Source organism: Actinacidiphila rubida (assembly GCF_900110255.1).
Lineage (GTDB): Bacteria > Actinomycetota > Actinomycetes > Streptomycetales > Streptomycetaceae > Actinacidiphila > Actinacidiphila rubida.
In genome coordinates, this window is record NZ_FODD01000003.1 from 289,052 (window position 1) to 315,703 (window position 26,652).

Genomic DNA, 26,652 nt, shown 5'->3' on the forward strand with positions numbered 1-26,652 from the left:
CGGTCCAGCGCCAAACCCGAACTCTACGCCCAGTCGGACGTACGACCGACTCGTGCCGCCATTCCTCCACAACACCGGCAAAGCGGAGTGATGTGCGTCACCATGGAGTGTGCGGGTTGCGGGGAAGACGGTCGAATCATCACCGTTTCGGCGGTCTCGTACGCCGGGTACTTGCGCGATCCGCCGCGCCCGTGTGGACTACCGCCAATAAGCCCGCACCGGAGCGGGCACACACAGCACAGGGAAAGTCCCCATGACAGGAGGCAAAGCGTGAGCGCGACCGCGGACCACGCGGAGGAGCGGACCAACCCGGCGAGCCGGCTTGGTTTCGAGCCCGGACAGGTGGTCCAGGAGCTCGGGTACGACGAGGATTGCGACCAGGAGCTCCGGGAGGCCATCGAGGAGCTCACGGGCGAGGAGCTCGCCGACGAGGACTACGACGACGTGCCCGATGCCGTCCTGCTGTGGTTCCGCGAGGAGGACGGCGACCTCACCGACGCGCTCGTCGACGCCACCTCGACGGTCGACCCCGGCGCCCCGATCTGGCTCATGACCCCGAAGACGGGGCGCGACGGCCATGTCGAGCCCAGCGAGATCGGCGAGGCGGCGCAGACCGCGGGTCTGGCCCAGACCAGCAGCGTGAACGCCGCGAAGGACTGGACCGGCAGCCGTCTGGTCACGCCCAAGGCCGCCAAGGCCGGCAAGCGGTAGCGCTTCGCTCAGGATGTCACCGGGGTGCACGCCGCCCCGGGCCACGGTGTGCGGCCGGCCGCCGCGACGTTTCGCGGTGTGCTGCCGGCTGCCGCCTCCGTGCGCGCCGACGCACGGAGAACAGGGAGAGCCGGATCACCATGCCCCTCACCGAAGGCGACGCCGCACCTGACCTCGAGCTGAAGGACCAGCACGGCCGCACCGTGCGCCTCGGCGACTTCGCGGGCGCCAAGCACGTCGTGCTGATGTTCTTCCCGTTCGCCTTCACCGGTGTCTGCACCGGTGAACTGCGGGCTGTCCAGGCCGAGTTGGCGGCCTTCCAGAACGACGACGTACAGCTGCTCGCGGTCTCCTGCGACTCCATGCACGCGCTGCGCGCGTTCTCCGACGCCGAGGGGCTGGAGTTCCCGCTGCTGTCGGACTTCTGGCCGCACGGAACCGCCTCCCGGGCCTACGGAGTCTTCGCCGAGGACAAGGGATGCGCGGTGCGCGGCACCTTCGTCATCGACAAGCACGGCACGGTCCGCTGGACCGTGGTCAACGGCCTCCCCGACGCCCGTGACCTTCACGACTACGCAAAGGCCCTCCAAGCCCTGTAGCCGGAGGGAACCGGTCACTAGGCTCAGCACGTTGATCCCTGTGGACGGCGTGCCCGCACCCGTCCGCAAGGCCGTACACCGCTGTACTCAGCTCGATCGGACGGAGGACTCGTGGGAGTCAGCCTCAGCAAGGGTGGCAACGTCTCGCTGACCAAGGAGGCGCCGAACCTCACGGCGGTCGTCGTGGGCCTGGGCTGGGACGCCCGGACCACCACGGGATCGGACTTCGACCTGGACGCGAGCGCGCTGCTCACCAACGACCAGGGCAAGGTCCTGTCCGACCAGCACTTCGTGTTCTTCAACAACCTCCGCAGCCCCGACGGCTCGGTGGAGCACACCGGCGACAACCTCACCGGTGAGGGCGAGGGCGACGACGAGGTGATCAACGTCAACCTGGCGGGCGTGCCGGCCAACGTCTCCAAGATCGTCTTCCCGGTCTCCATCTACGACGCCGAGACCCGCCAGCAGAGCTTCGGCCAGGTCCGCAACGCCTACATCCGCGTGGTCAACGCCGCCGACAGCCGCGAACTGGCCCGCTACGACCTGACCGAGGACGCCTCGACGGAGACCGCGATGGTCTTCGGCGAGCTCTACCGCCACGGCGGCGAGTGGAAGTTCCGCGCCATCGGGCAGGGCTACGCGTCGGGTCTGCGCGGCATCGCGCAGGACTTCGGCGTGAATGTCTGACCCGGATCCCGGGCAGCACAGAGAACAGCGATACGGGGAGGAACGAACCACGATGGGCGTCACGCTCGCCAAGGGAGGCAATGTCTCCCTCTCCAAGGCCGCGCCGAACCTCACCCAGGTCCAGATCGGCCTGGGCTGGAGGGCCCGCTCGACCACCGGTGCCGACTTCGACCTGGACGCCAGCGCGCTGCTGTGCTCCGGCGGCCGGGTGCTGGGCGACGAGTACTTCGTCTTCTACAACAACCTCAAGAGCCCGGACGGCTCCGTCGAGCACACCGGTGACGAGCTGGTCGGCGGCTCCGGCGGCGACGACGAGACGATCCTGGTCGACCTGACCAAGGTTCCGGCCAACGTCGACAAGGTCGTCTTCCCGGTCTCGATCTACGACGCCGATGCCCGCGTGCAGACGTTCGGGCAGGTCAGCGACGCGTACATCCGGGTGCTCAACCAGTCCGACGGTGCCGAGCTGGCACGATACGACCTGACCGAGGACGCCTCGACGGAGACCGCGATGATCTTCGGCGAGCTGTACCGCTACGGCGGCGAGTGGAAGTTCCGGGCCGTTGGCCAGGGGTACGCGTCCGGGCTGCGCGGGATCGCCCTAGACTTCGGGGTCAACGTTTCGTAAAGCCGCGTACCGCGCGGGGGACCTCGTGGTCACAGGTCACAAGGAATTGGGTGGGAAGCACGTGCTCCTCAGAACTTTCGGCTGGTCGCTGGGCGTCACCGTCCTCGGCCTGGCCCTGGCCTTCTACGTCTGGGGGGCGAAGGGACTCGCGATCGTCGCGATCCTTTCCGTCCTTGAGATCTCGCTGTCCTTCGACAACGCCGTCATCAACGCGGGCATCCTGCGCAAGCTGAACGCCTTCTGGCAGAAGATGTTCCTGACCGTCGGCGTGCTGATCGCGGTCTTCGGCATGCGGCTGGTCTTCCCGGTGATCATCGTCGCGATCACCGCGAAACTCAGCCCGTGGGAAGCGGTCAAGGTCGCCATCAACGACCACGACCGCTACGAGACCCTGGTCACCAACGCCCACCCGGCGATCGCCGCGTTCGGCGGGATGTTCCTCCTGATGATCTTCCTCGACTTCATCTTCGAGGAGCGGGAGATCACCTGGCTGAGCTGGCTGGAGAAGCCGCTGGCCAAGCTCGGCAAGCTGGACATGCTCTCCGTGGTGATCGCCATGGTCACCCTGGTCGTCTTCGCCACCACGGTGGCCACCGGCGTCCCGCTGCACGGCGGCCACGGCACCGTGGACAAGGGCGAGACGGTGCTGCTCGCCGGCGTCGGCGGCCTGATCACCTACCTGGTGGTCGGCGGCATCTCGGGCTACTTCGAGGAGCGCCTCGAAGAGGACGAGGACGGCGACGAAGACGGGGAAAACGGGGACGGGGACGACGACCGGGACGACGTGAACGGGAACGGGGCCCGCGAGGGCGCCGGGACGTCGAAGGCGGCCGCGGGCAGTGGCGCCAGCGTCATGCGGGTCGCGGGGCTGGCCGGCAAGGCCGCGTTCTTCATGTTCCTCTACCTCGAGGTCATCGACGCGTCGTTCTCCTTCGACGGTGTCGTCGGCGCCTTCGCGATCAGCAACGACATCTTCCAGATCGCGCTCGGCCTCGGCATCGGCGCCATGTACATCCGGTCGCTGACCGTCTTCCTGGTCCGCAAGGGCACGCTGGACGACTACGTGTACCTGGAGCACGGCGCCCACTACGCGATCGGCGCGCTGGCGTTCATCCTGCTGTTCACGATCAAGTACGACGTGAGCGAGATCGTCACCGGCCTGGTCGGCGTTGTCCTGATCGCGGCCTCCTACTGGTCGTCGGTGGTACGCAACCGCCGGCTCGGGGAAGAATCCCAGCAGTCGGACGACGACAAGGCAGAGGTGACGTCCGGGGTCTGACCCCGCCCGCGCACCGGACTGCCCCCGCCACCCGGCGGGGGCAGTGCCATGTCGAGCGAACGTCCGGAGAACCCGAGAGCACGTCGAGCACGTCGAGGGAAGGCGGAGACGGCAGATGCCCTGGTGGAGCTTTCTGCGGCCCAGTGGAGCCCAGCAGTTCGACATCGGCAACGCGCACACCGTGGAACTCACCAGGCGGCGCCCCGAGCTGTCGCTGACCAAGCAGGGCGCCGCCGTCGGCAACCTGCGGGTCAACCTGTCCTGGCAGATGCGCACGTCGGACACCGGCGGCTGGACCACCGAACGCGGCAGCTTCCTGCGCCGCCAGCTGGAGATCTTCAAGCCGCGGGTGGTGCAGGCGGCCGGTCCCGCCATGGTCAACGTCGACCTGGACCTGGCCTGCATGTACGAACTCACCGACGGCAGCAAGGGTGTGGTGCAGCCGCTCGGCAACTTCCTCGGCGACCTGGACAGCCCGCCGTGGATCCAGATGAGCGGCGACGACCGGTTCGGCGGCACCTCGGGTGAGACGCTGTACATCAACTTCGACAAGCGCGACGAGTTCAAGCGGCTGCTGGTGTTCGTCTACATCTACGACGGCACGCCCGCCTTCGACCGTACCCACGCCAAGGTGGAGATCTTCCCCGGCTCCGGGCCGCGGATCGAGATCCCCCTCAACGAGCGGGAGCCGCAGGCGCGTTCGTGCGCGGTGGTGCTGATCGAGAACCGCAAGGGCGAGATGTTCGTGCGCCGCGAGGTGAAGTACGTCTACGGCTTCCAGGCGGAGATCGACCGGCTGTACGGCTGGGGTCTGCAGTGGGGCCGCGGCTACAAGTCGAAGGTCTAGGGCCGGTCGTCCGGATCTCCGGACGACCGGCCCCCGTTCCCCCCGGCGGCCCTCTCGCCGGGCGCCCTCAATTGGTCGAAATCCCTTGCGAGGCAAGGGAATTGCGGCACGCTTGGTACCCACGGGAGTCACTGAGGCGGGCGGGGGAACAGGGTGCCGGACTGGCCTGGGCGGTCCTTGCGGGACCGGGCGATACGCGCCTACGCGGAGCCGTTGCTGGTCCGCACGCCAGGGCCGGTGGGCCGGCTGCCCGCGGTGCTGCTGCTGGGCCCGCGCGGCAGCGGCAAGACCACGCTGCTGCGGCGTCTGGAGGCCTGGGGGCGGGCCGCGCCGCTGGCCCACCTGGACCTGGCGGCGATGGAGCGGGACGGCAAGACCCTTTTCGACGCGCTCGCCGACCTCGCCTTCCAGCTGCAGGCCCGCAAGGACGACGTGCCGCCGCTGGGCTTCCCGTCGTTCACGGTGCTGCTGCTGGCCGCCGCCGCGGCCGTCAGCAGCCGAGACCGGCCCGCGGCGATCGCCGAGATGCAGACCCTGCTGCAGGGCCCCGACCGCCAGGAACTCTCCCTGGAGACCGTCCAGCCGCTGCTGGACGGCGCCGCCGCGGTCAGCGGCGGGCTGCTGCCCGGCTGGGTCACGCAGATCGTGCCGGTCATCCGCAGCACCCAGCGGCTGCAGGCCAAGGTGCGGCTCAGGCGCCGGATCGCCCAGGCCAGCCACGACGTCGGCGGCCCGCGCGCGGGTGCCGACTTCCTCGTCAGCGTCAACCAGCTGTTCCACGGCTACCCCGAGCAGCAGCGCGAGGCCCAGCGGCTGCTGCTCGAAGGGTTCCTGGCCGATCTGCGCGCCGCCTACGAGACCCGCGCGGGGCACGGCAGGCGTACCACGCACTGCCTGGTGCTGCTGGACAACGCCGACGGTGAACTCGGCGAGGAACTGATGCAGTTGCTGCTCGACGCGCGCGGCGGCGTGCCGGGGCGGCCGGGCCGGACCGACCCGCTGCTGGTCCTGGCGACCGCTCGCCGCACGCCGGAGACACTGGTCCGCGAGGAGCGGCGGCTGGCGGCCCCGCCGCGGTACAGCGACGGCTGGTCGGCGGAGGGCGAGCGCTTCGCCCCGGTGCCGGCGGGCCGGCTGCACGTGGGCCGGCTGCGCGACCTGAACCGGGCAGAGGTCGAGGACCACGCCAAGGAGGTCCTGTCCGCGCTCCCCGACGGCGCCGTGCGCCCGGACGCCGAACGCTCCGCCAACGCCTCGTATTGGCTGGGCTGGGTCGTGTACACCGCGACCCGCGGCCAGCCGGCGGCCACCGGCGCCGTGCTGGACGCGCTGTCCCGCTTCCCGGCCGGCACGCCCTGGGACCAGCGCGTGCAGGGCTGGCCCGCGCTGCCGTCCGCGGCCGCGGGAGGCGGTGCCGAGGCCCGCGAGCGGCGCCACCCGACCGTCGCGGACACCGTCCTGGACTGGCTGCTCGCGGACTGCCCGGCGGGCCTGCGCGCGGTGCTGCCGCGGGCCGCGGCCGCGGTCACCCAGGGCCAGGCGGAGGCCGCCACGCAGCTGTGGCGGGGCGTACCGCCCGCCCTGGTGCGGCAGTTCGAGGACGACGGCCGCCTCGTCTACCACCCGGTGGTGCGGTTCCTGCTGCTGCGCCAGTTGGAGGCGGTCACCGGCGACGGGCCGGGCACCTGGAACGGCGCGCACACCGCGCTGGCCGACGCCGCCGGCGACGACGAGCGCACGGTGGCCTACCACGACCTGGCCGCGGACCGGCTGGACGCGGCCGTCGACCACCTGCACGCCCGCTTCCACCTGATGCCCGCCGAGCGGTGGTGCGACGACCTGGCGCTGATCCAGCGGGCCCCGGCCCGCAGGCTCGGCGGACGGCCGGAGACGGCCCGCATCCGGTACATGCGGCTGGTGGGCACGCCGTGGGGCGACGAGGAGCGGCAGGCGATCACCCGGCTGCTGGTGGCCGGATGGATCACCGCGCACCCGCGCTCCGCCCCGTACGCCGATGGCTACGAGGACCCGCTCGGCGACCCGTACGCGGAGCTGTACGCGTACATCGCCGACGAGTTCCGCACCCTGCGCCGCCTGACCCGGGCCGAGACGGACCGGGACGTCTTCAAGGCCAGGGCCGAGCAGTACGAGAGGAAGCCGTGGTGACACAGGAAACCGACGGCCTGGAACCGGCGTTCCGGGTGCCGCGGGCGCGCCGCCGCAGGTGGCCGTGGATCGGGCTGGCGCTGGTGGTCGTGGCCGCCGCGGTGACCACGGGGATCCGGCTGGCGGGCGGCGGCGACGGCTGCGGCCACGGCGTGCCGAAGGCCGGGCCCGCGCACGAGTGCATCGGCGTCACCGACGGCAGCACCGTCTTCGAGCCGTCGCTCGCGCCGGTCATGGCGAAGATCCGCGCCGAGAACGCCCGGGTCGCCGCCGCCGGCCGCCCGTGGGTGAGCGTCGCCTACGTCGAGCCGATCACCACCGACCCGCAGGACGAGGCGACCAAGTACGGCATCCGCGAGGAGCTGGAGGGCGCGTACCTGGCCCAGCGGCAGCTGAACGACGCGCAGCTCGGCGGGCGCGGCGACACCCCGCAGGTCAAGCTGCTGGTCGCCAACATCGGGACGCGCTCGGAGCAGTGGAAACCGCTGACCGACCGGCTGATCGCGATGACGACGGACGGCAGCCGGCTGGTCGCGGTCGCCGGGTTCGGGCAGAGCCGCGGCGGCACGTTGGACGCGGTACGGGCGCTGCGGGCCGCGAAGGTTCCGATGATGGGCGCCACCGTCACCGCCGACAACCTGGCGTCCGCGACCCAGGTCGGGTTCTTCCGGACGTCCGCGCCCAACTCCGCCCAGGCGAGCGCCGCGGTGAACTACCTCCGGCAGAAGCAGCGCGCCACGCCCGGCTACCAGGTCCTGGTGATCAGGGACCGCAACCAGGACGACATCTACAACACCTCGCTCTACGACGACTTCGTCCAGGCGGCCGGGAAGGCGTCGCTGAAGCTGGTGGACGGGGACCTGGAGTACGTCTCCGGTGTCGACGGGATCAGCAACGCCTTCTCGTCGGTCGCCGACCGGGTGTGCGACAAGAAGCCGGCCGCGGTGTACTTCGCGGGGCGCGGCGTCAACCTGCGGGCCTTCATCACCGCGATGTCCGCGCCCGACCGCCGCTGCCCCGTGACCGTGCTGACCGGGGACGACGCGATCGGCGTGTACCCGGACAGCGCGACGAGCCAGAGCGTGCGGGACCGGTTCACCGCGAGCTGGAAGGCCAGCGGCGTCACCGCCCTGTACACCGCGCTGGGCCACCCCGAACTGCCGGCCCGGCTCTACCCGGCGGCCCGCGACCCGTTCCCGGGCTTCGTGCAGCTCTACCACGACGAGTTCGGCGCGGGCCCCGACAACTTCCAGGACGGCCAGGCGATGCTGGCGCACGACGCGCTGTGGACGCTGGGCGTCGCGATCCGGGACGCCGCCGGGGACGGCACGGCCACCGTCAACGCGGGCAGCACCCTGAACGCGCTGGTCAGCGCGGGTTCCGTCGCGGGTCTCAGCGGACCGATCGAGCTGGGCTCGGACGGCAACCCGCGGAACAAGCCGATGGCGCTGGTGCGGCTGGAGCCGAGCGGCACCTACACGTTCATCGGGGTCGTCCGGCCCTGAGAGGGCCGTGCGGCGGGCCGGGCCCGCACCGCTGACCCCGGCGCCGGACCGGCCCCGGGGTCAGCGCCGCGGCTGGAACTGGGGGCCCTGCGGCGGCAGCGAGAACCCGCCGTCGCCGTTCGCCGGCGCGGCGGGGGGCGCCGCGGGCGGCGCGGGGTGCGGCGGGACGACCGGCGCGGCCATGGGCGGGGCCGCGACGGGCTGCGGGTAGCCGTAGGCCGGGTAGCCCTGCTGCGGCTGCTGGTGGACCTGGGGCGGCGCGGCCGGGGGCGCGGCGGGCGGTGCCGCGCTCATCGGCTGCGGGTAGCCGTACGCGGGCTGGGCGGGCACGTGCGCGGGCGAGGGGGCCTGCAGGGGGTAGCCGTAGGCACTGGTGGCCGCGGGCTCGGCGGCGGGCCCGCCGCCACCGGAGGCCGTCTGCTGGGCGCCCAGCGGGGCCGTGGGCACCGAGGCCGGGCGGACCGGGCCCTGTGCCTGCGCGGGCGCCTCCTGCCCGTCGTCCACTGCGACTCCGTGGTCGGTGGCGAGTCCGACCAGGCCCGAGGCGTAGCCCTGGGCGAGCGCGCGGAACTTCCAGCCGGCGCCCTTGCGGTACAGCTCGCCGCAGATCAGCGCGGTCTCCTGGCCGGTGTCGGGCACGACCTCGAAGCTCACCACGGGCGCGGCGTGCTGCGGTCCCGCGGTGTCGTACAGGGTCAGGCTCAGGTCGCGCACGGTGCGGAACGGCCCGCCGTCGCAGGACGCGGCGATCACCACGCGGTCCACACCGGCGTCCAGCGCCGCCAGGTCGACCTCGAGGGTGTCGGTCAGGCCCTCGGGCACGCGCTTCTTCGGGAGGTGGCGGGCCAGGCCCGACGGGTGCCGCGGCTCGTTGTAGAAGACGAAGTCGTCGTCGGTGCGGACCCGGCCGTCGGGGCCCAGCAGCAGCACGGAGGCGTCCACGTCGGGCGCGCCGGGGCCGGGGGTCCAGCGCAGCACCGCCCGCACCCCCGTGACGTCCAGCGGGGTGTTCGAGCCCTTCACCATCACGTGCGTCATACCGGTCATCCTGCCCTTCCGGCGGGGCGCCCCACAACGCCGGGTGCGGCCGGGGGTGGGCGGCGGTCGCGGAGGGCAGGCGTCCGGAGGGACGGTCACCGGGTGGACCTGCCGCGGTTACCTGCTTTTCACATACGGAGGGAACGGGTACCCCATGCTCACACGTACGATAATCGGCCAGATGTTGTCAGGTTCTTCCTCCTGAAAGGGGGCGTATGCGACACTTCGGACACCTCACGGGTGACCTCAGGAGTGAACTCTTCCACCGTGAGCCCCAGGAGTTCACAGCGGACTCTCCTGCCCGCACCCTCGCGGTCGCCCTCGGCGCCACGCTCTACAGCCCCGCGACCCGCCCGCAGCTCGCCGACGACATCGGCAAGCAGGCCGCGCGCGGCGTGGTGTCCATGGTGCTGTGCCTGGAGGACTCCATCGACGACCGGGACGTCGTCGCAGGTGAGGCCAATCTCGTCCGCCAGTTCGCGGCGATGGCCGGCCGGGCGGAGGGCGCGGGGGAGCTGCCGCTGCTGTTCATCCGGGTCCGCACGCCCGCCCAGATCACCGACCTGGTGGACCGGCTCGGCGACAGCGTCGCCCTGCTGTCCGGATTCGTGCTGCCCAAGTTCACCGAGGAGACCGGCGTCCCCTTCCTGGAGGCGCTGTCCCAGGCGGAGGCCGCCTCCGGACGCCGGCTGTTCGCGATGCCCGTCCTGGAGTCCCCGCAGCTGCTCCACCTGGAGAGCCGCGTCGAGACGCTGTACGGGATATCCCGCACCGTCGACAAGTACCGCGACCGGGTGCTCGCCCTGCGTCTGGGCGTCACCGACTTCTGCTCCTCCTACGGGCTGCGCCGCGCCCCCGCGATGACCGCGTACGACGTCCAGATCGTCGCCTCGGTGATCGCCGACGTGGTCAACGTGCTGGGCCGCGCCGACGGCAGCGGCTTCACCGTGACCGGACCGGTCTGGGAGTACTTCCGCCACCACGAGCGCATGTTCAAGCCGCAGCTGCGGCTGAGCCCGTTCCGGCCCGAGGCCGAGGACCTGCGGTCCGCGCTGATCGAGCGCGACATGGACGGCCTGCTGCGCGAGATCGAACTCGACCGCGCCAACGGCCTGCAGGGCAAGACCTGCATCCACCCCACCCACGTCCCCGTCGTGCACGCGCTGAACGTCGTCACGCACGAGGAGTACTGCGACGCCGCCGACATCCTCCACGAGGACCGCAGCGGCGGGGGTGTCCTGCGCAGCGCCTACACCAACAAGATGAACGAGGTGAAGCCGCACCGCGCCTGGGCCGAGCGCACCCTGCGCCGCGCCGAGGTGTTCGGCGTCGCCCGCGAGGACATCGGATTCGTCGAACTGCTCGCGGCCAGCCTGCCCCAGGCCTGACCACCGGCGACCGCACCGGAACCGCCCCGAAGGAACCACCCCGAAGGAACCGCCCCTGATGGCAACGAACACGCCCTGGACCGGCCAGTGGGTCGCCGACCGGCTGGGCGTCTCGCTCCGCGGCGAAGGCGTCACCGACCTGCTCGGACTGGCCCTGCGCCGCAACCCCAAGCGGGCGCACCTGCTGGTCTCCCACGTGCTGGGCAAGCACGTCCCGCAGCGGCCGCACGTCGTCTACGGGCACGCGTTCGCCCTCGGGCGGCGGGTCCGCGGGCTGCTGGGCGACAGCGGTCCCGACGGTGCGGACGGCGCCGTGGTGCTCGGCTACGCCGAGACCGCCACCGGCCTCGGCCACGCGGTGGCCGACGGCGTCGGCGGCGTGCCCTACCTGCACTCCACCCGCAGGACCGTGCCGGGCGTGGTGCCCGGCGGCGGCTTCGTGGAGGAGCACAGCCACGCCACCGGGCACCTGCTGCTGCCCGAGGACCCGGCGCTGCTCGCCGGGCCCGGCCCGCTGGTCCTCGTCGACGACGAGTTCTCCACCGGCCGCACCATCCTCAACACCATCGGCGACCTGCACACCCGCAACCCGCGCGCCCGCTACGTCGTCGTCGCCCTGACCGACATGCGCGGCCCCGCCGACCGCGAGCTGCTCGCCGCCTTCGCCGAGCGCCTGGGCACCCGGATCGACGTCGTGGCCCTCGCCGAGGGCACGGTCGCGCTGCCGCCAGGCGTCCTCGACAAGGGCGCGGCGCTGGTCGCGGAGCACGACGGCCCCGGCGCCGACCAGGATCCCGCGGGCGCCGGACCGGTGCCCGACGGCCGGCTGCGCCGCGTGGACCTGGACTGGCCGGCCGGCGTGCCCGACGGCGGCCGGCACGGCTTCCTGCCCGGGCACCGCGAGCGCCTGGAGGCCGCGCTGCCGGCCATGGCGGACACGCTCGCCGCGGCCCTGCCGCCCGGCGCGCGGCACGGCCGCGTGCTCGTCCTCGGCAACGAGGAGCTGATGTACGCCCCGCTGCGCCTGGCCCAGGCGCTGGACGACGCCCTGGCCGCTGGCGCCCCGGCCGGGGACGCGCTCCCCGGCGCCGGCCCCGAGGTGCGGTACTCCACCACCACCCGCTCCCCGGTGCTGGCCGTCGACGACCCCGGCTACGCCATCCGCAGCCGCATCGTGTTCGCCGCCCACGACGCGCCCGACGACGGCGGCTCCCCGGACCGCTACGCCTACAACGTGGCGGGCGCCGGCTTCGACGCCGTGGTGTGCGTGGTGGACTCCGCCGGCGACACCGCCGCACTCCACCAGGACGGCGGGCTGCTCGCCCGGCTCGCCGCCCACACGCCGGCCGTCCTGCTCGCCGTCGTACCGACCTACCGACCCGGACCAGAGGGGCACCACCCGAGCATGAGCCAGCCGCTGCGCGGACCCGACTTCTCCTCCTACGCGCCCGAGGAGGTGGGCTGGCTGCTCAAGGACCTCTCCGGCGTCGAGCTCGAAGCTCCCACCGAGGAGCGCGAGGAGGCCATCCAGAGCGGCGGCGCGCACTACGCCGAGTCGCTGCCGGTCGAGTACCAGCCCACCGCCGCGTACCAGGAGCTGTTCCGCTCGGCCCTCAACGCCTCCGCGGCCCGTATCGCCCGCGCGGTCGGCGCCGTCACCGAACTCGTCCTCGCCGAGCGCGGCCCGGACGCGGTGCTGGTCTCGCTGGCCCGGGCCGGCACGCCGGTCGGCGTGCTGATGCGCCGCTGGGCCCGGCACGCGCACGGCCTGGACCTGCCGCACTACGCCGTGTCGATCGTCCGCGGCCGCGGCATCGACCGCAACGCGCTGCGCTGGCTGGCCGCCCACCACGACCCGGCCGACGCGGTGTTCGTCGACGGCTGGACCGGCAAGGGCGCCATCACCCGCGAACTGGCCGACGCCGTGGCGGAGTTCGAGGGGTTCAACCCGGAGATCGCGGTCCTCGCCGACCCCGGCGGCTGCGTGTCCACCTACGGCACCCGCGACGACTTCCTCATCCCGTCGGCGTGCCTCAACTCCACCGTCTCCGGCCTGATCTCGCGGACGGTGCTGCGCGAGGGCCTGATCGGCCCCGACGACTTCCACGGCGCGAAGTTCTACCGCGACCTGAAGGACGCGGACGTCTCCGGGCTGTTCCTCGATACCGTCTCCGCCGCGTTCGACGCCGTCGGCGACGAGGTCGCCGCGGACGTCAAGTCGCTTCGCTCCCAGGACCGTTCGCCGACCTGGGCGGGCTGGGCGGCGGTCGAGCGGATCAGCGAGGAGTACGGCATCGGCGACGTCAACCTGGTCAAGCCCGGCGTCGGCGAGACCACCCGGGTGCTGCTGCGCCGCGTCCCCTGGAAGATCCTCGCCCAGCGCGGCGCGGGCGCCGACCTCGAGCACGTGCGGCTGCTCGCCGCGCAGCGCGGCGTGCCCGTCGAGGAGGTCGACGGCCTGCCGTACTCGTGCGTCGGCCTGATCCACCCGCGCTACACCCGCGGCGCCACCGGCACCGACGGCCGGGCGGTGAACGGCAAATGACCCGCGTCCCGTACCCCCCGAACACCCGCACCCTGGTGGCCAGCGACCTGGACCGCACCCTGATCTACTCCACCGCGGCCCTCGCCCTGGCGATGGACGACGAACTCGCCCCCCGGCTGCTGTGCGTGGAGGTCCACGAGAGCCGGCCGCTGTCGTACATGACGGAGTCCGCGAGCCGCCTGCTCGTCGAACTCGCCGACACCGTACGGTTCGTGCCGACCACGACGCGCACCCGCAAGCAGTACCGCCGGATCAGCCTGCCCGGCCGCCGCCCCCGGTACGCGATCTGCGCCAACGGCGGCCACCTGCTGGTCGACGGCCGCACCGACCACGACTGGAACGCCGAGATGCGCCGCCGCCTCGCCGACGGCAGCGCCCCCCTGGAGGAGGTCGTCGCGCACCTGTCGGCGACCGCCGACCCGGAGTGGCTGCGCAAGGAGCGCATCGCCGAGGACCTGTTCACCTACCTCGTGGTGGACCGCGACAGGCTGCCGGCCGGCTGGGTGAAGGACCTCGGGGAGTGGGCGGAGCCGCTGGGCTGGACGGTGTCGCTGCAGGGCCGCAAGATCTATGCCGTGCCCAAGCCGCTCAGCAAGAGCGCCGCGCTGGCCGAGGTGGTGCGCCGCACCGGGGTCGAGCAGGTGCTCGCCGCCGGCGACTCGCTGCTCGACGCCGACCTGCTGATGGCCGCCGACACCGGATGGACCCCCGGCCACGGGGAACTCTCCGACACCGGCTGGAGCGCGCCGCACGTCATCGGACTGGGCTCGGTCGGCGTCGCGGCCGGCGAGGAGATCCTGCGCCGCATGCTGGTCCGCTGCTCCGGCGAGGACGCCGCGGCGTAGGCCGGGTCCGACGGACGGCACCGGCTCGGCCCGGGCGCCTCAGAGCTGGCGCCCGGGCACCACTATCCGGTTCGCCCGGTCCCGGCCGCGCTCCACCCGGCGGGCGTTGGGCCGCTCGCTGGCCGCGATGAACGCCCGCGCCTCGGACTCCGAGCGGCCGCCGCGCACATGGCGGCGCAGCAGCCGCCGCTCCCGCACCTGCCGCGGCGTGTCCACGTACCAGAGCTCGTCGAGCAGCGCGCGGACCTGCTCCCAGCCCGGGCCGTCGTCGGCCAGGTAGTTGCCCTCGGTCACCACCAGCCGCACCTGCGGCAGCACCACCAGGCCGGCGGCCACCGGCTCCTCCAGCCGCCGGTCGAAGTCCGGTACGTACACCGGCCGTTCGGGCGGCGCGTCACGCAGCCGGCGCAACAGGTGCACATACCCGTCGACGTCGAAGGTCTCCGGCGCGCCCTTGCGCCCGCGCAGCCCCAGCCGGTCCAACTGCGCGTTGGACAGGTGGAATCCGTCCATCGGCACATACGCGGCGGTGTCCGCGCCCAGCCGCGCGTCGACCCCCGAGACCAGGCGGCGGGCCAGCGTCGACTTCCCCGCGGCCGGCGCACCGGCCAGCCCCAGCACCGCCCGGCGGCCTGGGATGCTGGGCACGAGGGCGACGGCGTCATCGACGAGCATCTCGTCAGACTAGGCCAGGGCGCCGCCACGAACCACGGGAGCGAACGGTGCACGAAACGAAGAACCCCCAGCTCACGCCCGAGCTGTACCAGTACGTCCTCGACCACAACCCGCCGCTCGACGCCGTGCAGCGCGACCTGGTGGCCAGCACGCAGGAGACGTTCGCCGACGTGGCCGGCCTGCAGACCGCACCGGAGCAGGCGCCGCTGCTGTCCTTCCTGGTCATGCTCACCGGCGCGCGGCAGATCGTGGAGGTCGGCACCTTCACCGGCTTCTCCACCCTCGCGCTGGCCCGGGCCCTGCCCGCCGACGGCCGCCTGATCGCCTGCGACGTCTCCGAGGAGTGGACCGCGCTCGGCCGCACCGCCTGGGCCGCGGCCGGCGTCGCCGACCGCATCGACCTGCGCCTCGCGCCCGCGATCGAGACGCTGCGGGCGCTGCCCGAAGGCCCGTGGATCGACCTCGCCTTCCTCGACGCCGACAAGGGCGGATACCTCGGCTACTGGGAGGAGTTGGTGCCGCGGCTGCGGCCCGGCGGGCTGCTGGTCGTCGACAACACCCTCTTCCACGGCGACGTCGTCGACCCGGCGGCCGTCGGCAGCGCCGCGGCCGTCCGGGCCTTCAACGACCGGGTCGCCGCCGACGACCGCGTCGACCACGTGCTGCTCACCGTCGCGGACGGCCTGACGCTGGCCCGGCGGCGCTGAGGCGGCTGCGGCCCGACACCGGGCGGGCGGGGGCTGAGCCGGGGGTCTGACGCCGGCCGGGTGGGGCCGAGCCCGGCGGCGTCGAGCCGGGTGGCTGACGGTCGCCCGGTGGCGCCGAGTTCCGCCGCGCCCGTCGCACCGGCGCGCACCGCCCCGCCCCTGCCCGGCGTTCCGGCGACCTGGCGGCCCGGCGGGGCGGTGCGGCGGGCGTCCGGTCGACTAATCTGAGCGCATGCCTCGCTACGAGTACCGCTGCCGGTCCTGCGGCGCGACCTTCGAACTGCGCCGCCCGATGTCGCAGGCCAACGCCCCCACACCGTGCCCCAAGGGCCACGACGACACGGTGAAGCTGCTGTCCACGGTCTCCGTCGGCGGCGCTGCCTCCGCGTCGTCCGCCTCGTCCGCGCCGTCCGCCGGAGGCGGCGGGTGCTGCGGAGGCGGCTGCTGCGGCTGACCGCCCGCGCGGGCCGCATGCGCCGCGTGGACGGGCGCCCCGGTCACCGGCTCACCGCTGCCGGGCGCGCTCCTCGCGGATGTTCGCCACCACGCGGTTCGCGGTCTCGCGGACCGCGGCCGTCTCCGTCAGGAACGCCCAGTAGTCCGGGTGCCGGCCCTCCAGTCCCGCCAGCGCCCGGTCCAGCCGCGCCACCGCCTCGTCCAGCGGGCGGGCGTGCCGCGGCTCCGGCGTCGCGCGCCCCTGCATCGCCAGGCGCTGGGCGTCCCGGATCACGAACCGGGTCTTCTCCACCTCACCCTTGGGGTCCTTGCTGACCTCGTTCAGCCGGCGCAGCCGGTCGCCGGCGGCACCGACCGCGCCGTCCACGTCGTCCATCAGCGCACGCACCGTCGCCAGCCGCGCCTGGGCGTCCGCCCACCGCTGGTCCGACCGGGCGGTCCGCGCCTCCGCGAGCGCCGCCTCGGCCTGCCGCACCGCCTGCCCGGCCTGTTCCGGCACGTGCTGCAGGTCCTGCCAGCAGGCCGCAGAGAAGCGGCGCCGCAGCTCGCTGAGCACCGGCGCCACGCCTTCCGCCCGGGTCCCGAGCGCCTGCACCCTCGTGCGCAGCGACACCAGCCGCTTGTCGATCTCCTGCGCCTGCTGCGGCAGCCGCTCGGCCTCGGCCCTGACCGCCTCCGCGGTCCGCCGGATGTCGTCCGCCCGCCGCACGGTCTCCTGCACGCCGTGCTTGCTCGCGCCCTCGTTGAGCTTGGTCAGCTCCGGGGAGAGCGCCGCCAGCCGGGCGGCCAGGTCGTCCGCCGTCAGGCCCGCCGCGCGGGCCGCGTCCAGCGCGTCACTCGCGGCCAGCAGCGACTGCTTGGCCCGCTCCCTGGCCGGGGCCAGCCGGGCCAGCTGCGTCTCGGCCTTGCCCAGCAGCGGGCCCAGGCCGGACTGGAAGCGTTCCAGCTCGCCCCGCACGTTGACCAGCTCGTCCTTGGCGCGGGTCAGCTCCGCCCGCGCGCGGGAGGCGGCCGCGTGGTCCAGCTCGTCCCGTTCCAGGTCGTGCGCGTCGACGGTGTCGATGTACGCGGCGCTGACCTGGTCGATCCGCTCGCCCAGACTGCGGAACGAGGCGAGCGCGCGCCGCGCCTCCGGGGAGTCGTCGACCGCGGAGATCGTCTCGATGGAGATCTCCAGGTCGCGCTGCGCCGTGTCCAGCTCGTAGAACGCCTGCGCGGCGGCGTCCCTGGCCGCCATCGCCTCGGCACGCAGGTTGTCGCCGCGCCGCCACCACGAGCGTGCCGTCGTCACCGTGACTCTCTCTCCCCGCGCTCCGCGCCTATCCCGCCGTTCCGTCCATCCTCCCACCCGGTGGACGGTTGCTGACCAGCCCCCGCGGCAAGGTAACCTGTGTCGTCGCACGGCCTGGGCGTGTAGCTCAGCGGTAGAGCGCCGCCCTTACAAGGCGGATGTCGGCGGTTCGAAACCGTCCACGCCCACACTGATCAGAGCCCCGGAAATCGACCCGATCCGGGGCTCTGAAAGTTCACGTTCCGCAGAGACTCCCCATCCCCCTGGTCGATGGCGGTCTACGGGGCGCACCCGCGGGCCCTGGCCGTGGCCGCGATCGAGGCTCTGCGCTGAGCCGGCAGCCGGCCGGTCAGAGGTCCCCCTGAGCAGATCGGCAGCGACGGGGCTCGTCGACAATGGCTCTGACCGCGGTTCCGTGAAGGATCTTGGAGCGGCGGCATGGCCGGCAACAGGGGCGAGCAGAAAACCCGGTCTCCAGGCGCTGAACTGGCCCAGGCCGCCCGCGAAGGCCGTCGTCCTGTCCCGACGAAGACGCTGCGCCGGATCACCTCCTGGCAGTGGATGGTGCTCGGTTGCAGAGGTGGCTCGTTCTCGACCGAGATCGCCACTGCTGAAGGCCGGGCCCGGCTCCAGGGTCGACTCGAAGCCCGGCGAATCCGCGGACTGCACCAGGCCGGCCACGACCTCGACGACGCGGACGTCCCTCCGGTCCGCCACCGTCACGGCGGGCTCTGGAATGCCTGGTAGACCCAGGCGTGCTAGGCAGGCGGGGCGGTCCGCCAGTCCGGGAGGTTCATCAAGTGCACGTCGAAGCGGTCCTGCACGGGGATCAGCGAGGCGAACTCCAGCTCGCCCCGGCTGATGGCGCCCAATTGTTCGAAGTACGCGAACCGTTCGACGCCCGGGCTGAGGAGAACGACGACGTCGGCCGTGCTGCCCTCGGCCGCTCCGAAGGCGTGGGTCAGGTTCGGCGGGATGATGACGAGACCGCCCTTGCCGACTGAGGTCACGGTGTCGCCGAGGCGGAAGACCATCGTCCCGTCCAGCATGTAGAAGACCTCGTGAGAGAGCTTGTGACGGTGCGGCGGCGCACCGTCGGCACCGGTTGCGAGAGTGAGCCGGCTGGCGCTCACGGCGCCACCATCGGTGAGCAACTCGAACGCGCCGTCCGTGAGCGACGCCGTTCCCGCCTCACCGGGCTGCACGACCAGCGCACGGCTCGTCGCTTCCATCGTGGCTCCTTCGATCGCATGCGTCGATGCAGGTGCCGGAACGGGGCCCGCGCGCAACGCGAGTCACGCCCGCGCTCTCCCTCGCGCCTACGCTACGCGCGGGCACACCCGACGGCATCTGCAGCGTGGGGCCTTGCGGTCCCGGCGGGCCGGACGGTCCCGACGCCCGATGGGCCCCGGCGAGCCGGGTTCTCCACGGCTGCCCCGCGGACCCGCCACGGGCCGGCGCCCAACCGCTGAACCCGCTCGCGTGGTGACCGCCCACGCGGGAATGCCCACCGCCGGCATCGCGGCCACCACGTGCGGGACGTCGCAGCGACGGCCTCCCGGGGCGCCCCGGGAGGGGCTTTCGCGTGCCGAGCCCGCGGCCGCGGTGCGGACGGTGTGAGCGACCCGGTCAGGCGGTGGGCGTCCAGTCGGGCTGGTAGTCGGGGTGGTCCGCGTAGGCCGCGGCGAGGATGCGCAGGGTGCGGCAGGGGAACGGGGAGGGGACGCCGTACTCCCATCCCGGCTCCGGCACCCGGCACTCGGCGCACTGGCGGCCGTGCACGGACACGGCGTCCGGCACATGGACGGTCAGCAGTCGCTGCTTGGCCTCGGCGTCGCGCAGCAGCCGTCCCGCGACCTGTGGCGGCACCGCCGCCGCGGCGCGGTCCTCCTCGAGCCGGGTCCGCAGGAACTCGATCAGGTCAGCCATCGCTGCTCTCCTTCTCCGCTTTCGGTAGCCCTTCGCAATGTCCTGCACCGAGACCCACCGCGCTCCCGCCCGGCGCCGACACTCCGAAGCGATGCACCCGGCCGACCGAGCAGCGCGTGTACGGCGGCCCGCCGCGGCTCGTCGGGACTCCCGTTCCGGGGGGAAGCGCGGTCGGCGCGGCTCGGACGCCCGCGCCGCCCCGGCGTAGGTGCGGCGTACGGTCGTGCCATGCCGCAGCCTCCTGGTCCCGTTCCCGCGCCCCTCGACGGCCCCGGCACCGGCGTCTCCGACCCGCGCCTGCTCCTGCTCGGCTATCTCGACTGGTACCGCGAGGCGCTGATGCGCAAGATCGACGGGCTCGGCGACGAGCGGCTCCGCGCGCCGGTCGACCCGCTGGGCTGGTCGCCGCTCGGCCTGGTCCAGCACCTGGGCTGGGTGGAACGCCGCTGGATGCGCTGGGGGTTCGCGGCCGAGGACGTGGTCGCGTACCCGCCCGGCGGGGACGCGGAGGAGTGGGAAGTCCCCGCCGGACGCGCCACGGAGGAGGTCATGGCCGCCTACCGCGCGGAGGTGGCCGCGACGGATTCCCTGGTGGCCGCGGCCGGGCTGGACGAGCGGGCCCGCGTCGGCGGCCGCTTCCCGACGGCCGACCAGGCGCCCTCCCTCGGCCGCATCCTCTTCCACCTGCTCCAGGAGTACGCCCGCCACGTCGGGCAGCTCGACGTCGCCCGGGAACTGATCGACGGCGTGACGGGCGAGTAGCCAGGGGGGCCGCCGCGGGGCAGGCCCAGGAGGGCGTGAGGGGCGTGCGGGGCGCGAAGAACGCGGTGGTGGTGCGCTCGGCGCGGGCGGCAACGACCTTGCGGCAACCGGTGTTTAGCGTACGAATCCCCCAATAGGGGTAACGGGTCGTCCGGTCCGGGCGCGTCGCTCCGGGGGCTCCGGACCATGATCCGGTGAGCACTTCGTGGGGGAAGCGCGTGCCCTTATGGGCAGCGCTGATCTTCGTCATATTCGCGACGGGAAGTTGGGGGCTCGGGGCTCCGGCCGCGGCCGACTCCGGCGGGGGGCACGGCGACCGTGCCGCCCACGCCGGGTCCGGCCACCGGCACGCCCCGGACCCCGATGCCGACTCCGGCCCCGGCCCCGGGAACGACCAGGGCCGGGGCCACGACCCTGGAAAGGAGCAGGATCCCGCCCCGGCCAGGCCGCCGGGCCGGGGCCGCAGCAGTGGCAAGGACCCGGGCCGGAGCGTCCACGGTTCCGGGCAGCCGTCGGGCCAGGGCGGCGACGGTTCGGTCAAGAACGAGGGCCAGGGCCAGGGGAGTCCCGCGCCGGGCACGTCCCCGGGCCGGACGCACGACCCCGGCAGGAACCCGAGCCCCAAGCCGAGCCCCGAGCCGGGCTCGAACCCGGGCCCCAAGCCGAGCCCCGAGCCGGGCTCGAACCCGGGCCCCAATCCGGGCCCGAACCACGCCCCCGGCCCTCACGATCCGGGGACCGGCCCCGGCTCGGGTCAGGGCGAGAGCCCGGGCGACGGCCAGGGCTCGGGCGACGGCCAGGGCTCGGGGCACGGCCAGAACCCGGGGCATCTTCCCGGGCACGGTCACGGGCAGCCCCCCGGCCACGGCTCCGGGACCCCGCCGGGCCGTGACCCCGGCCATGACCCCGGGCACCCTCCCGGCCACGACCGCGGCCATCACCACGGTCACGACCCCGGGGGCCGGCCCGGCCCGCACTGGCTGTGCGGATGGCCGTGGGGCGAGGACGGGAACGGGGACTGGACCGGCGACGGGAACAGGGGCTGGAGCGGCGACTGGGGCGGCGACTGGAGCGGGGACTGGTGGTGGCCCTGCCACCACCGGCCGCACCACTGCCCGCCGCCTCCGCACGTGCCGGTCCCTCCGCCGCCCTCCGCGAGTCCGCGGCCGACGCCGACCCCGTCGCCCGTGCCCAAGCCGACTCCGGCACCCACCCCGACACCCCGGCCGGCGCCGAAGCCGACCGTCGCTCCGGCGCCCGTCCCCGTGCCGCCCGCCCCGCCGCCGCCTCGGCCCGCGCCGAGCCCGCGCCCGGCGCCGACCGTCACCCCGACACCCGTGCCCGTCCCGGCGGCCGTGAAGTGGCCGGTCCGCCGGCCCACTCCCGCGACCGTTCCGCGGCCGCACCAGCGGCCGCTGATGACCACGATGCTGCTGACCGCCGTGCCGGCGCTGCTCGCCGTGGCCGTCCTGCGGCCGGGCTCCGGGTCGTACCGAAGGAACCGCTGACCCATGAGGGGGAGTTGGCAATGACGCAGTGGCTTGTTCTGCTGATCGCGATGGTGGCGGTGTGCGCCGTCGTGCTCAGCGTCGTCGTCCTGCGGCAGCGCAGGATCGGCGACGACGACGATCCGTCGGAGACACCGGACGTCATCGAGTACATGGTCATGATGATCGGCGTGGTGTACGCCATCGTTCTCGGGCTGGCGATCGCCGGCGTGTGGGAGGGCATGGGGAGCGCGCAGGCGAACGTGCAGGCCGAGGCCCAGGCGCTGCACGAGGTGAAGGCGCGGGTGCAGGTGTACCCGCCGGACGTGCGGGACCGGGTGCGCGCGGACGTCGACGCCTACGCCCGGTTCGTCTCCGCCAAGGAGTGGCCGTACATGCGCGACCACGGCTCGCTGTCGGCGCGGGGCACCGCGCTGCTCGACCAGGTGCGCACCGACGTCACGCGGTTCGATCCCACGTCGGACCTGGCCGCGCAGGCGTACCAGCCGGTGGTCGACGAGGTGGCCGCCGCCGACCAGGCGCGCGTCGCGCGCGGGCAGAGCGCGGGCGCGACCATGCCGGGGATCGTGTGGTTCGGCCTCATCACCGGCGGGCTGGTGACCGTGGGGCTGATCTTCACCCTGCAGATCCGCAGGTCCCCGCGGGAGTTGCTGCTCGCCGGACTGTTCAGCGCCCTCATCGCGTTCCTGCTGTTCCTCATCTGGGACCTGGACGCGCCGTTCGGCAGCGGCCTGGCGGTGTCCGCGGACGCCTTCCGCGACCTGCTGTGAGGCCCGGCCGCGCCGTGGCGCGGCCCTGAGAACGGCGTGAGGCGGCCCCCCTGCCGGGCGAACGGCAGGGGGGCCGCCTCATGCTGTCTGCCCGCGGGCTACCGCCAGTTGGACACGTTCACGTTCTCCAGCACGCCCAGCGCGTCGGGGACCAGGACGGCCGCGGAGAAGTAGGTGCTGACCAGGTAGCTGATGACGGCCTTCTCGTCGATGCCCATGAAGCGCACGTTGAGGCCCGGCTCGTACTCGTCGGGCAGGCCGGTCTGGTTGAGGCCGATCACGCCCTGGTTGTCCTCGCCGGTACGCAGGGCGATGATCGAGCTGGTGCGCTCCGGACTGACCGGGATCTTGTTGCAGCTGAGGATCGGGACGCCCCGCCAGGCCGGGACGAGGGACCCGTGCACCTCGGCCGGGTCGGGGTACAGGCCCGCCCGGCTCCACTCGCGGCCGATGGCCGCGATGGTCTTGGGGTTCGCGAGCAGGTAGCGGGTGCCGCGGCGGCGGCTGATCAGCTCGTCCAGGTCGTCCGGGAGCGGCGGGCCCGCGTGCGGCTGGATCCGCTGCTCGTAGTCCGCGTTGTGGAGCAGCCCGAACTCCAGGTTGTTGATCAGCTCGTGCTCCTGGCGCTCGCGCAACGCCTCGACGGTGAGCTTGAGTTGCTCCTCGGTCTGGTTCATCGGCTCGTTGTAGAGGTCGGCCACCCTGCTGTGCACGCGCAGCACGGTCTGGGCGACGCTCAGTTCGTACTCGCGCGGCCGGACCTCGTAGTCGACGTACGTGGCCGGCAGCGACGCCTCGCCCTTGTGGCCGGAGGCGAGCTCGATGTCCGCCTCGCCCTTCCGGTTGGACCGCTGCCGGGGCAGCGACCGGAACGCCTCCAGGTGCTCCCGCAGCGGGTCCGACACCCCGAGCAGCGACGTGAGCGCGGTGCGCGGCAGTGCCAGCACCGTGGTGGCGGTCGCCGCCTTCGCGGTGAACTGCCAGGTGCTGTCGTCGCCCAGGAGTGCCTGCTCGCCGAAGTGGTCGCCGTCGGCGACGACGCCGAGCCGGGTCTGCTCGCCGTACGATCCCTCGCCGAGCTTCTCGATCTTGCCGTGGGCGACGAGGTAGACCGTGTCGGCCGGTTCGCCGACGGTGGCGATGACCTCGCCCGGGCCGTACTCGCGCTGGACGAAGCGGTCGGCGAGGGCGGTCAGCGCGCCCTCGTCGCCGAACGTGCGCAGCGCGGCGATCTCGCCGAGCTCCTGCGGGATGACCCGCACCTCCGAGCCCGTCTTCACGAAGGTCACCCGGCCGTCGCCGACGGCGTAGCTGAGCCGCCGGTTGACCCGGTAGGTGCCGGCGCTGACCTGTACCCAGGGCAGTACTTTCAGCAGCCAGCGGGACGAGATGCCCTGCATCTGCGGAGCGGACTTGGTGGTCGTCGCCAGGTTCCGCGCGGCCGCCGTGTCCAGGCTGGTCCGCGGCTGGGCGTCGTCCGGAGTGCCGTGTGCGGTGTCCTGGGCCGCATCAACCGACATGGGCTGTCCTTCCCGTAAGGGGGTGATACGGCCCTGATTGTTTCCGTGACGCAGGGTGGTTGCTATTGCCGGATCGAGTGAGAATACTTCCCGCACTTCCGGGTCGACCGGTGCCAGGGGAACGTGCGCGGAGCCGGCGAGCGGCGCGGGAGGACGGCGGGTGCAGGTCAGAGAGCTTCGACGACCGCGCCGCGGTCGGGCTGCGCGCCCTGCGCGGGGAGCGCCAGCTCCACCGCCGCGTAGGCCGCCGCCACGGCGAGTCGGCGCTCGCGGCGGAAGACGTAGGCCGCGAACGCGCCGGCGCCCACGAGTGCGCCGAAGGACATCGCGGTGCCGAACCAGCTCGCCCCGAGCCACTTGCCGCCGATCCAGCCCAGGCCCACGCTGTACGTCGCCCAGCACAGGCCGGCCAGCGCCGACCAGGGCAGGAACTCCTTGGGGCGGCGCCGGGCCGCGCCCGCGCCCAGGCTCACCACGCTGCGCCCGGCCGGCGCGAAGCGGGCCAGCACCACGAGGGCGCCGCCGCCCCCGGTGAGCACCTGGCCCAGCCGCTCGTGCGCCGTCGCGAGCCGTCGCGAGCCGGCCAGCCGCCGGTGGTACCAGTCGCCGCCGCGGAAGGCCAGCCGGTAGGCCAGCAGGTCGCCGAGGCAGGAGGCGGTGGCGGCGCAGGCGAGGAGCGCCAGGATGTCCACGGCGCCGTCGCCGGCGCCGGAGGAGCCGGCGGTCGCCGCGCTGATCACGAGAACGCCGCTGGGCAGTACGGGAAGGAAGACGTCGAGCAGGACCGAGAGGGACACGACCGCGTAGATCCACGGCCAGTCGAAGAGCGAGCCCATGCCTTGCAGCACTTCGCCTCCTCGTCCTCTCCGGTACCGGCCCGGGTCGCGTCCTGGTCGTGGGTGTCCTGGTCCTGCGAGTCTGCGCGGCGGTGGTGGGTGGAGCGGTCGCGTGACGTACCTGCGTGGTGCCGGTGCGTAACGGATCTTCATCCACCGTCAGCCGTACAGCGTACGCCAGTACCGCCCTCCGGTTCCCTCGGGCCCACGTGACGTACTCCACCATCACGGCGTCATCACGGCGGGAATACATCGGCCTCCGGTGCGGTAGGGCGATCGGGGCGGGGTTCCGCCTCGGGCCCAGGACCTAGAGTGACGCCGTGACCACCGCGTCCCCGCCACCCCTTCCGGTCCCCTCGAGGGGAGTGTCGCTCTCCGCGTCGTCGTCGCTGCTGCCGGTCGACCGCACCCTCGCCGTCGTGCTGGTGGTGCTGCTGATCGCGGCGGCCGGGGTGGCGGCGTACGCCAGGCTCGCGGACGAGAACGAGCGGTACTCGCGGAGCATCGTGTACGCCGGCGTGCGCGCCGCGGTGCAGCTGGCCGTCGTCTCGACGCTCATCGGCTGGGTCGTCAAGCACCAGGCCGCGCTGCTGGCCTTCGTCGCCCTCATGTACGGCGTCGCGTCGTGGACCGCGGGCCGCCGCATCACCAAGAACGCCACGTGGCGCTGGGCGGCCGTGCCGGTCGGCGCCGGCGCCCTGCCCGTCGTCGTGCTGCTCCTGCTGACCGGCCTGCTGCCGCTCAACGGCATCGCGCTGATCCCGGTCGCCGGCATCCTCATCGGCGGCGGCCTCACCGCGACGGTGCTCGGCGGGCGCCGGGCCCTGGAGGAGCTGTCGCTGCGGGCGGGCGAGGTGGAGGCGGCGATGGCCCTGGGTTTCACGGACCGGGAGGCCCGCATGGAGATCGCCAGGCCCGCCGCCTCCGGTGCCCTCGTCCCCGGCCTCGACCAGACCAGGACGGTGGGCCTGGTCACGCTGCCGGGGGCGTTCGTCGGCGTGCTGCTGGGCGGCGCGAGCCCCGTCACCGCGGGCGCCGTGCAGCTGTTCGTGCTGATCGCGCTGCTGGCCGTGCAGGCCCTCTCGGTGGCCGTCACCCTCGAGCTCGTCGCCCGCGGGGTGATCACCCGCGCCGTGCCCGGCGCGGCCGTGCCGTAGACTGGGGCCAGCAGAAGGGGAGTAGCTCTTCGCCGGAACGTCGACACACTGCCAGGACCGTCCGCCTCGCGGACGCGCCCGGCCGGCGCCCGGAGGCGGCACAGGACCTGTGCCCGCCAGCGAGACCTTCGGCCGCAGTGTTCACGCTGCCGTGCCGAAGCGACCCCGAAACGCGAGGTTCTCCGGTGCGGCGGCCCGACCGAACGAGGACCCGCCTCCGTGCTCAGTCTTTCCGTCATCGCCGTCGTCTTCGGCGTGATCTTCCTTGCCGAGCTGCCCGACAAGACCGCGCTCGCCTCGCTGATGCTGGGCACGCGCTACCGCGCGTCCTACGTCTTCGTGGGCGTCGCCGCGGCCTTCGCCGTGCACGTCGCCCTGGCGATCGCCGCCGGCAGCCTGCTGACCCTTCTCCCGCACCGCTGGGTGCAGCTCGTGGTGGGCCTGCTCTTCCTGGGCGGCGCGGCGGTGCTGCTGTTCTCCAAGGGAGACGACGAGGAAGAGGTGAAGGCGCCCGCCGACCAGAGCTTCTGGAAGGTCTCCGGGGCGGGCTTCATGCTCATCCTCGTCGCGGAGTTCGGCGACCTCACGCAGATCATGACCGCGAACCTCGCCGCCCGCTACAGCGACCCGGTGTCGGTGGCCATCGGCGCGGTGCTCGCCCTGTGGGCGGTCGGCGCGCTGGGCATCTTCGGCGGGCAGATGCTGATGAAGCGGGTGCCGCTGCGGCTGATCACCAGGATCGCCGCGGGCGTGATGGTGGTGCTGGCCGGTTTCAGCATCTACGAGGCCGTCGCCGGCTGACG

26 protein-coding genes and 1 tRNA gene are annotated in these 26,652 nt (G+C 73.2%); 20 read left to right on the forward strand and 7 right to left on the reverse strand.

Annotated features, from left to right (window positions below; genetic code table 11):
- The first annotated feature begins 270 nt into the window (after window positions 1-270).
- The 8 genes from BMW99_RS04315 to BMW99_RS04350 all read left to right on the forward strand — a co-directional run bounded on the left by BMW99_RS04315 (window position 271) and on the right by BMW99_RS04350 (window position 8,422).
- On the forward strand, window positions 271-711 hold the full coding sequence (locus tag BMW99_RS04315) for a DUF3052 domain-containing protein (RefSeq protein WP_069465738.1): 441 nt from the start codon (window positions 271-273) through the stop codon (window positions 709-711).
- Between the two features lie 140 nt (window positions 712-851).
- A complete protein-coding gene (locus tag BMW99_RS04320; protein WP_069465737.1) occupies window positions 852-1,310 on the forward strand; it encodes a peroxiredoxin in 459 nt (152 codons plus the stop codon).
- Between the two features lie 111 nt (window positions 1,311-1,421).
- Window positions 1,422-1,997 (forward strand): TerD family protein, encoded by a 576-nt coding sequence (locus tag BMW99_RS04325; RefSeq protein ID WP_069465736.1) that lies wholly within the window; start codon window positions 1,422-1,424, stop codon window positions 1,995-1,997.
- A gap of 52 nt (window positions 1,998-2,049) precedes the next feature.
- Window positions 2,050-2,625 carry a TerD family protein gene (locus BMW99_RS04330; protein ID WP_069465735.1) on the forward strand — a complete coding sequence of 192 codons (576 nt, stop codon included), beginning with the start codon at window positions 2,050-2,052 and terminating at the stop codon, window positions 2,623-2,625.
- Window positions 2,626-2,686: 61 nt separating this feature from the next.
- Window positions 2,687-3,904, forward strand: a complete 1,218-nt coding sequence (locus BMW99_RS04335) for a DUF475 domain-containing protein (protein WP_069465734.1) — start codon at window positions 2,687-2,689, stop codon at window positions 3,902-3,904.
- Between the two features lie 115 nt (window positions 3,905-4,019).
- A complete protein-coding gene (locus tag BMW99_RS04340) occupies window positions 4,020-4,751 on the forward strand; it encodes a TerD family protein (protein ID WP_075016247.1) in 732 nt (243 codons plus the stop codon).
- Window positions 4,752-4,904: 153 nt separating this feature from the next.
- A complete protein-coding gene (locus BMW99_RS04345; RefSeq protein WP_143080513.1) occupies window positions 4,905-6,917 on the forward strand; it encodes a hypothetical protein in 2,013 nt (670 codons plus the stop codon).
- Entirely contained in the window at window positions 6,914-8,422 is a 1,509-nt protein-coding gene (locus tag BMW99_RS04350) for an ABC transporter substrate-binding protein (protein ID WP_075016249.1), read from the forward strand. Before BMW99_RS04345 ends, BMW99_RS04350 begins: the two co-directional genes overlap by 4 nt.
- 60 nt (window positions 8,423-8,482) lie before the next feature.
- On the opposite strand, the gene BMW99_RS04355 is transcribed toward BMW99_RS04350, so the two are convergent.
- A complete protein-coding gene (locus tag BMW99_RS04355) occupies window positions 8,483-9,460 on the reverse strand; it encodes a TerD family protein (protein ID WP_075016250.1) in 978 nt (325 codons plus the stop codon).
- Between the two features lie 215 nt (window positions 9,461-9,675).
- On the opposite strand from BMW99_RS04355, the gene BMW99_RS04360 reads away from it, so the two are divergent.
- From BMW99_RS04360 to BMW99_RS04370, 3 genes are read left to right on the forward strand one after another with little or no spacing between them, the layout of a single operon-like run.
- The gene (locus tag BMW99_RS04360; RefSeq protein ID WP_069462105.1) at window positions 9,676-10,848 is read left to right on the forward strand and encodes an HpcH/HpaI aldolase/citrate lyase family protein; all 1,173 of its coding nucleotides are present in this window, start codon (window positions 9,676-9,678) and stop codon (window positions 10,846-10,848) included.
- 58 nt (window positions 10,849-10,906) lie between these two features.
- Window positions 10,907-13,393 (forward strand): phosphoribosyltransferase, encoded by a 2,487-nt coding sequence (locus BMW99_RS04365; RefSeq protein WP_069462106.1) that lies wholly within the window; start codon window positions 10,907-10,909, stop codon window positions 13,391-13,393.
- Window positions 13,390-14,238 (forward strand): HAD family hydrolase, encoded by an 849-nt coding sequence (locus BMW99_RS04370; RefSeq protein WP_069462107.1) that lies wholly within the window; start codon window positions 13,390-13,392, stop codon window positions 14,236-14,238. The genes BMW99_RS04365 and BMW99_RS04370 overlap by 4 nt, the downstream gene beginning before the upstream one ends.
- A gap of 39 nt (window positions 14,239-14,277) precedes the next feature.
- On the opposite strand, the gene BMW99_RS04375 is transcribed toward BMW99_RS04370, so the two are convergent.
- Window positions 14,278-14,913: a nucleoside/nucleotide kinase family protein gene (locus BMW99_RS04375; protein WP_069462108.1), complete on the reverse strand. Its 636-nt coding sequence runs from the start codon at window positions 14,911-14,913 to the stop codon at window positions 14,278-14,280.
- Window positions 14,914-14,960: 47 nt separating this feature from the next.
- Between BMW99_RS04375 and BMW99_RS04380 the strand changes: the two genes are divergently transcribed.
- Together BMW99_RS04380 and BMW99_RS04385 are read left to right on the forward strand one after the other, a co-directional pair.
- Entirely contained in the window at window positions 14,961-15,620 is a 660-nt protein-coding gene (locus tag BMW99_RS04380) for an O-methyltransferase (RefSeq protein ID WP_075016251.1), read from the forward strand.
- Window positions 15,621-15,852: 232 nt separating this feature from the next.
- Complete coding sequence (locus tag BMW99_RS04385; protein ID WP_075016252.1) at window positions 15,853-16,074, forward strand: FmdB family zinc ribbon protein; 222 nt, start codon at window positions 15,853-15,855, stop codon at window positions 16,072-16,074.
- Between the two features lie 51 nt (window positions 16,075-16,125).
- On the opposite strand, the gene BMW99_RS04390 is transcribed toward BMW99_RS04385, so the two are convergent.
- Window positions 16,126-17,313, reverse strand: a complete 1,188-nt coding sequence (locus BMW99_RS04390) for a hypothetical protein (protein WP_245791199.1) — start codon at window positions 17,311-17,313, stop codon at window positions 16,126-16,128.
- Window positions 17,314-17,483: 170 nt separating this feature from the next.
- Between BMW99_RS04390 and BMW99_RS04395 the strand changes: the two genes are divergently transcribed.
- Window positions 17,484-17,555 (forward strand) — tRNA-Val (locus BMW99_RS04395).
- Window positions 17,556-17,805: 250 nt separating this feature from the next.
- Window positions 17,806-18,114, forward strand: coding sequence for a hypothetical protein (locus BMW99_RS40635; protein ID WP_141726308.1), 309 nt, complete (start codon window positions 17,806-17,808; stop codon window positions 18,112-18,114).
- Window positions 18,115-18,125: 11 nt separating this feature from the next.
- Here BMW99_RS40635 and BMW99_RS04400 read toward each other — a convergent pair whose 3' ends face one another.
- Together BMW99_RS04400 and BMW99_RS04410 are read right to left on the reverse strand one after the other, a co-directional pair.
- Window positions 18,126-18,599, reverse strand: coding sequence for a cupin domain-containing protein (locus BMW99_RS04400; RefSeq protein WP_069465524.1), 474 nt, complete (start codon window positions 18,597-18,599; stop codon window positions 18,126-18,128).
- A 397-nt stretch (window positions 18,600-18,996) separates the two neighbouring features.
- Complete coding sequence (locus tag BMW99_RS04410; protein WP_069465468.1) at window positions 18,997-19,296, reverse strand: DUF6221 family protein; 300 nt, start codon at window positions 19,294-19,296, stop codon at window positions 18,997-18,999.
- A gap of 228 nt (window positions 19,297-19,524) precedes the next feature.
- Between BMW99_RS04410 and BMW99_RS04415 the strand changes: the two genes are divergently transcribed.
- From BMW99_RS04415 to BMW99_RS04425, 3 genes are all read left to right on the forward strand, one after another.
- Window positions 19,525-20,058 carry a DinB family protein gene (locus tag BMW99_RS04415; protein WP_069465467.1) on the forward strand — a complete coding sequence of 178 codons (534 nt, stop codon included), beginning with the start codon at window positions 19,525-19,527 and terminating at the stop codon, window positions 20,056-20,058.
- A 1,337-nt stretch (window positions 20,059-21,395) separates the two neighbouring features.
- On the forward strand, window positions 21,396-21,566 hold the full coding sequence (locus BMW99_RS41165; protein WP_177226052.1) for a hypothetical protein: 171 nt from the start codon (window positions 21,396-21,398) through the stop codon (window positions 21,564-21,566).
- A 20-nt stretch (window positions 21,567-21,586) separates the two neighbouring features.
- The gene (locus tag BMW99_RS04425) at window positions 21,587-22,336 is read left to right on the forward strand and encodes a bestrophin-like domain (protein WP_075016255.1); all 750 of its coding nucleotides are present in this window, start codon (window positions 21,587-21,589) and stop codon (window positions 22,334-22,336) included.
- Window positions 22,337-22,434: 98 nt separating this feature from the next.
- On the opposite strand, the gene BMW99_RS04430 is transcribed toward BMW99_RS04425, so the two are convergent.
- Both BMW99_RS04430 and BMW99_RS04435 read right to left on the reverse strand, forming a co-directional pair.
- Window positions 22,435-23,856 (reverse strand): family 2B encapsulin nanocompartment shell protein, encoded by a 1,422-nt coding sequence (locus BMW99_RS04430; protein WP_069463823.1) that lies wholly within the window; start codon window positions 23,854-23,856, stop codon window positions 22,435-22,437.
- A gap of 167 nt (window positions 23,857-24,023) precedes the next feature.
- A complete protein-coding gene (locus BMW99_RS04435) occupies window positions 24,024-24,704 on the reverse strand; it encodes a DedA family protein (protein WP_069463822.1) in 681 nt (226 codons plus the stop codon).
- A gap of 353 nt (window positions 24,705-25,057) precedes the next feature.
- Here BMW99_RS04435 and BMW99_RS04440 point away from each other — a divergent pair, with 353 nt between their 5' ends.
- Together BMW99_RS04440 and BMW99_RS04445 are read left to right on the forward strand one after the other, a co-directional pair.
- Complete coding sequence (locus BMW99_RS04440) at window positions 25,058-25,849, forward strand: ABC transporter permease (RefSeq protein ID WP_069463821.1); 792 nt, start codon at window positions 25,058-25,060, stop codon at window positions 25,847-25,849.
- 219 nt (window positions 25,850-26,068) lie between these two features.
- Window positions 26,069-26,650, forward strand: coding sequence for a TMEM165/GDT1 family protein (locus BMW99_RS04445; protein ID WP_069463820.1), 582 nt, complete (start codon window positions 26,069-26,071; stop codon window positions 26,648-26,650).
- The last annotated feature ends 2 nt before the right edge of the window (window positions 26,651-26,652 follow it).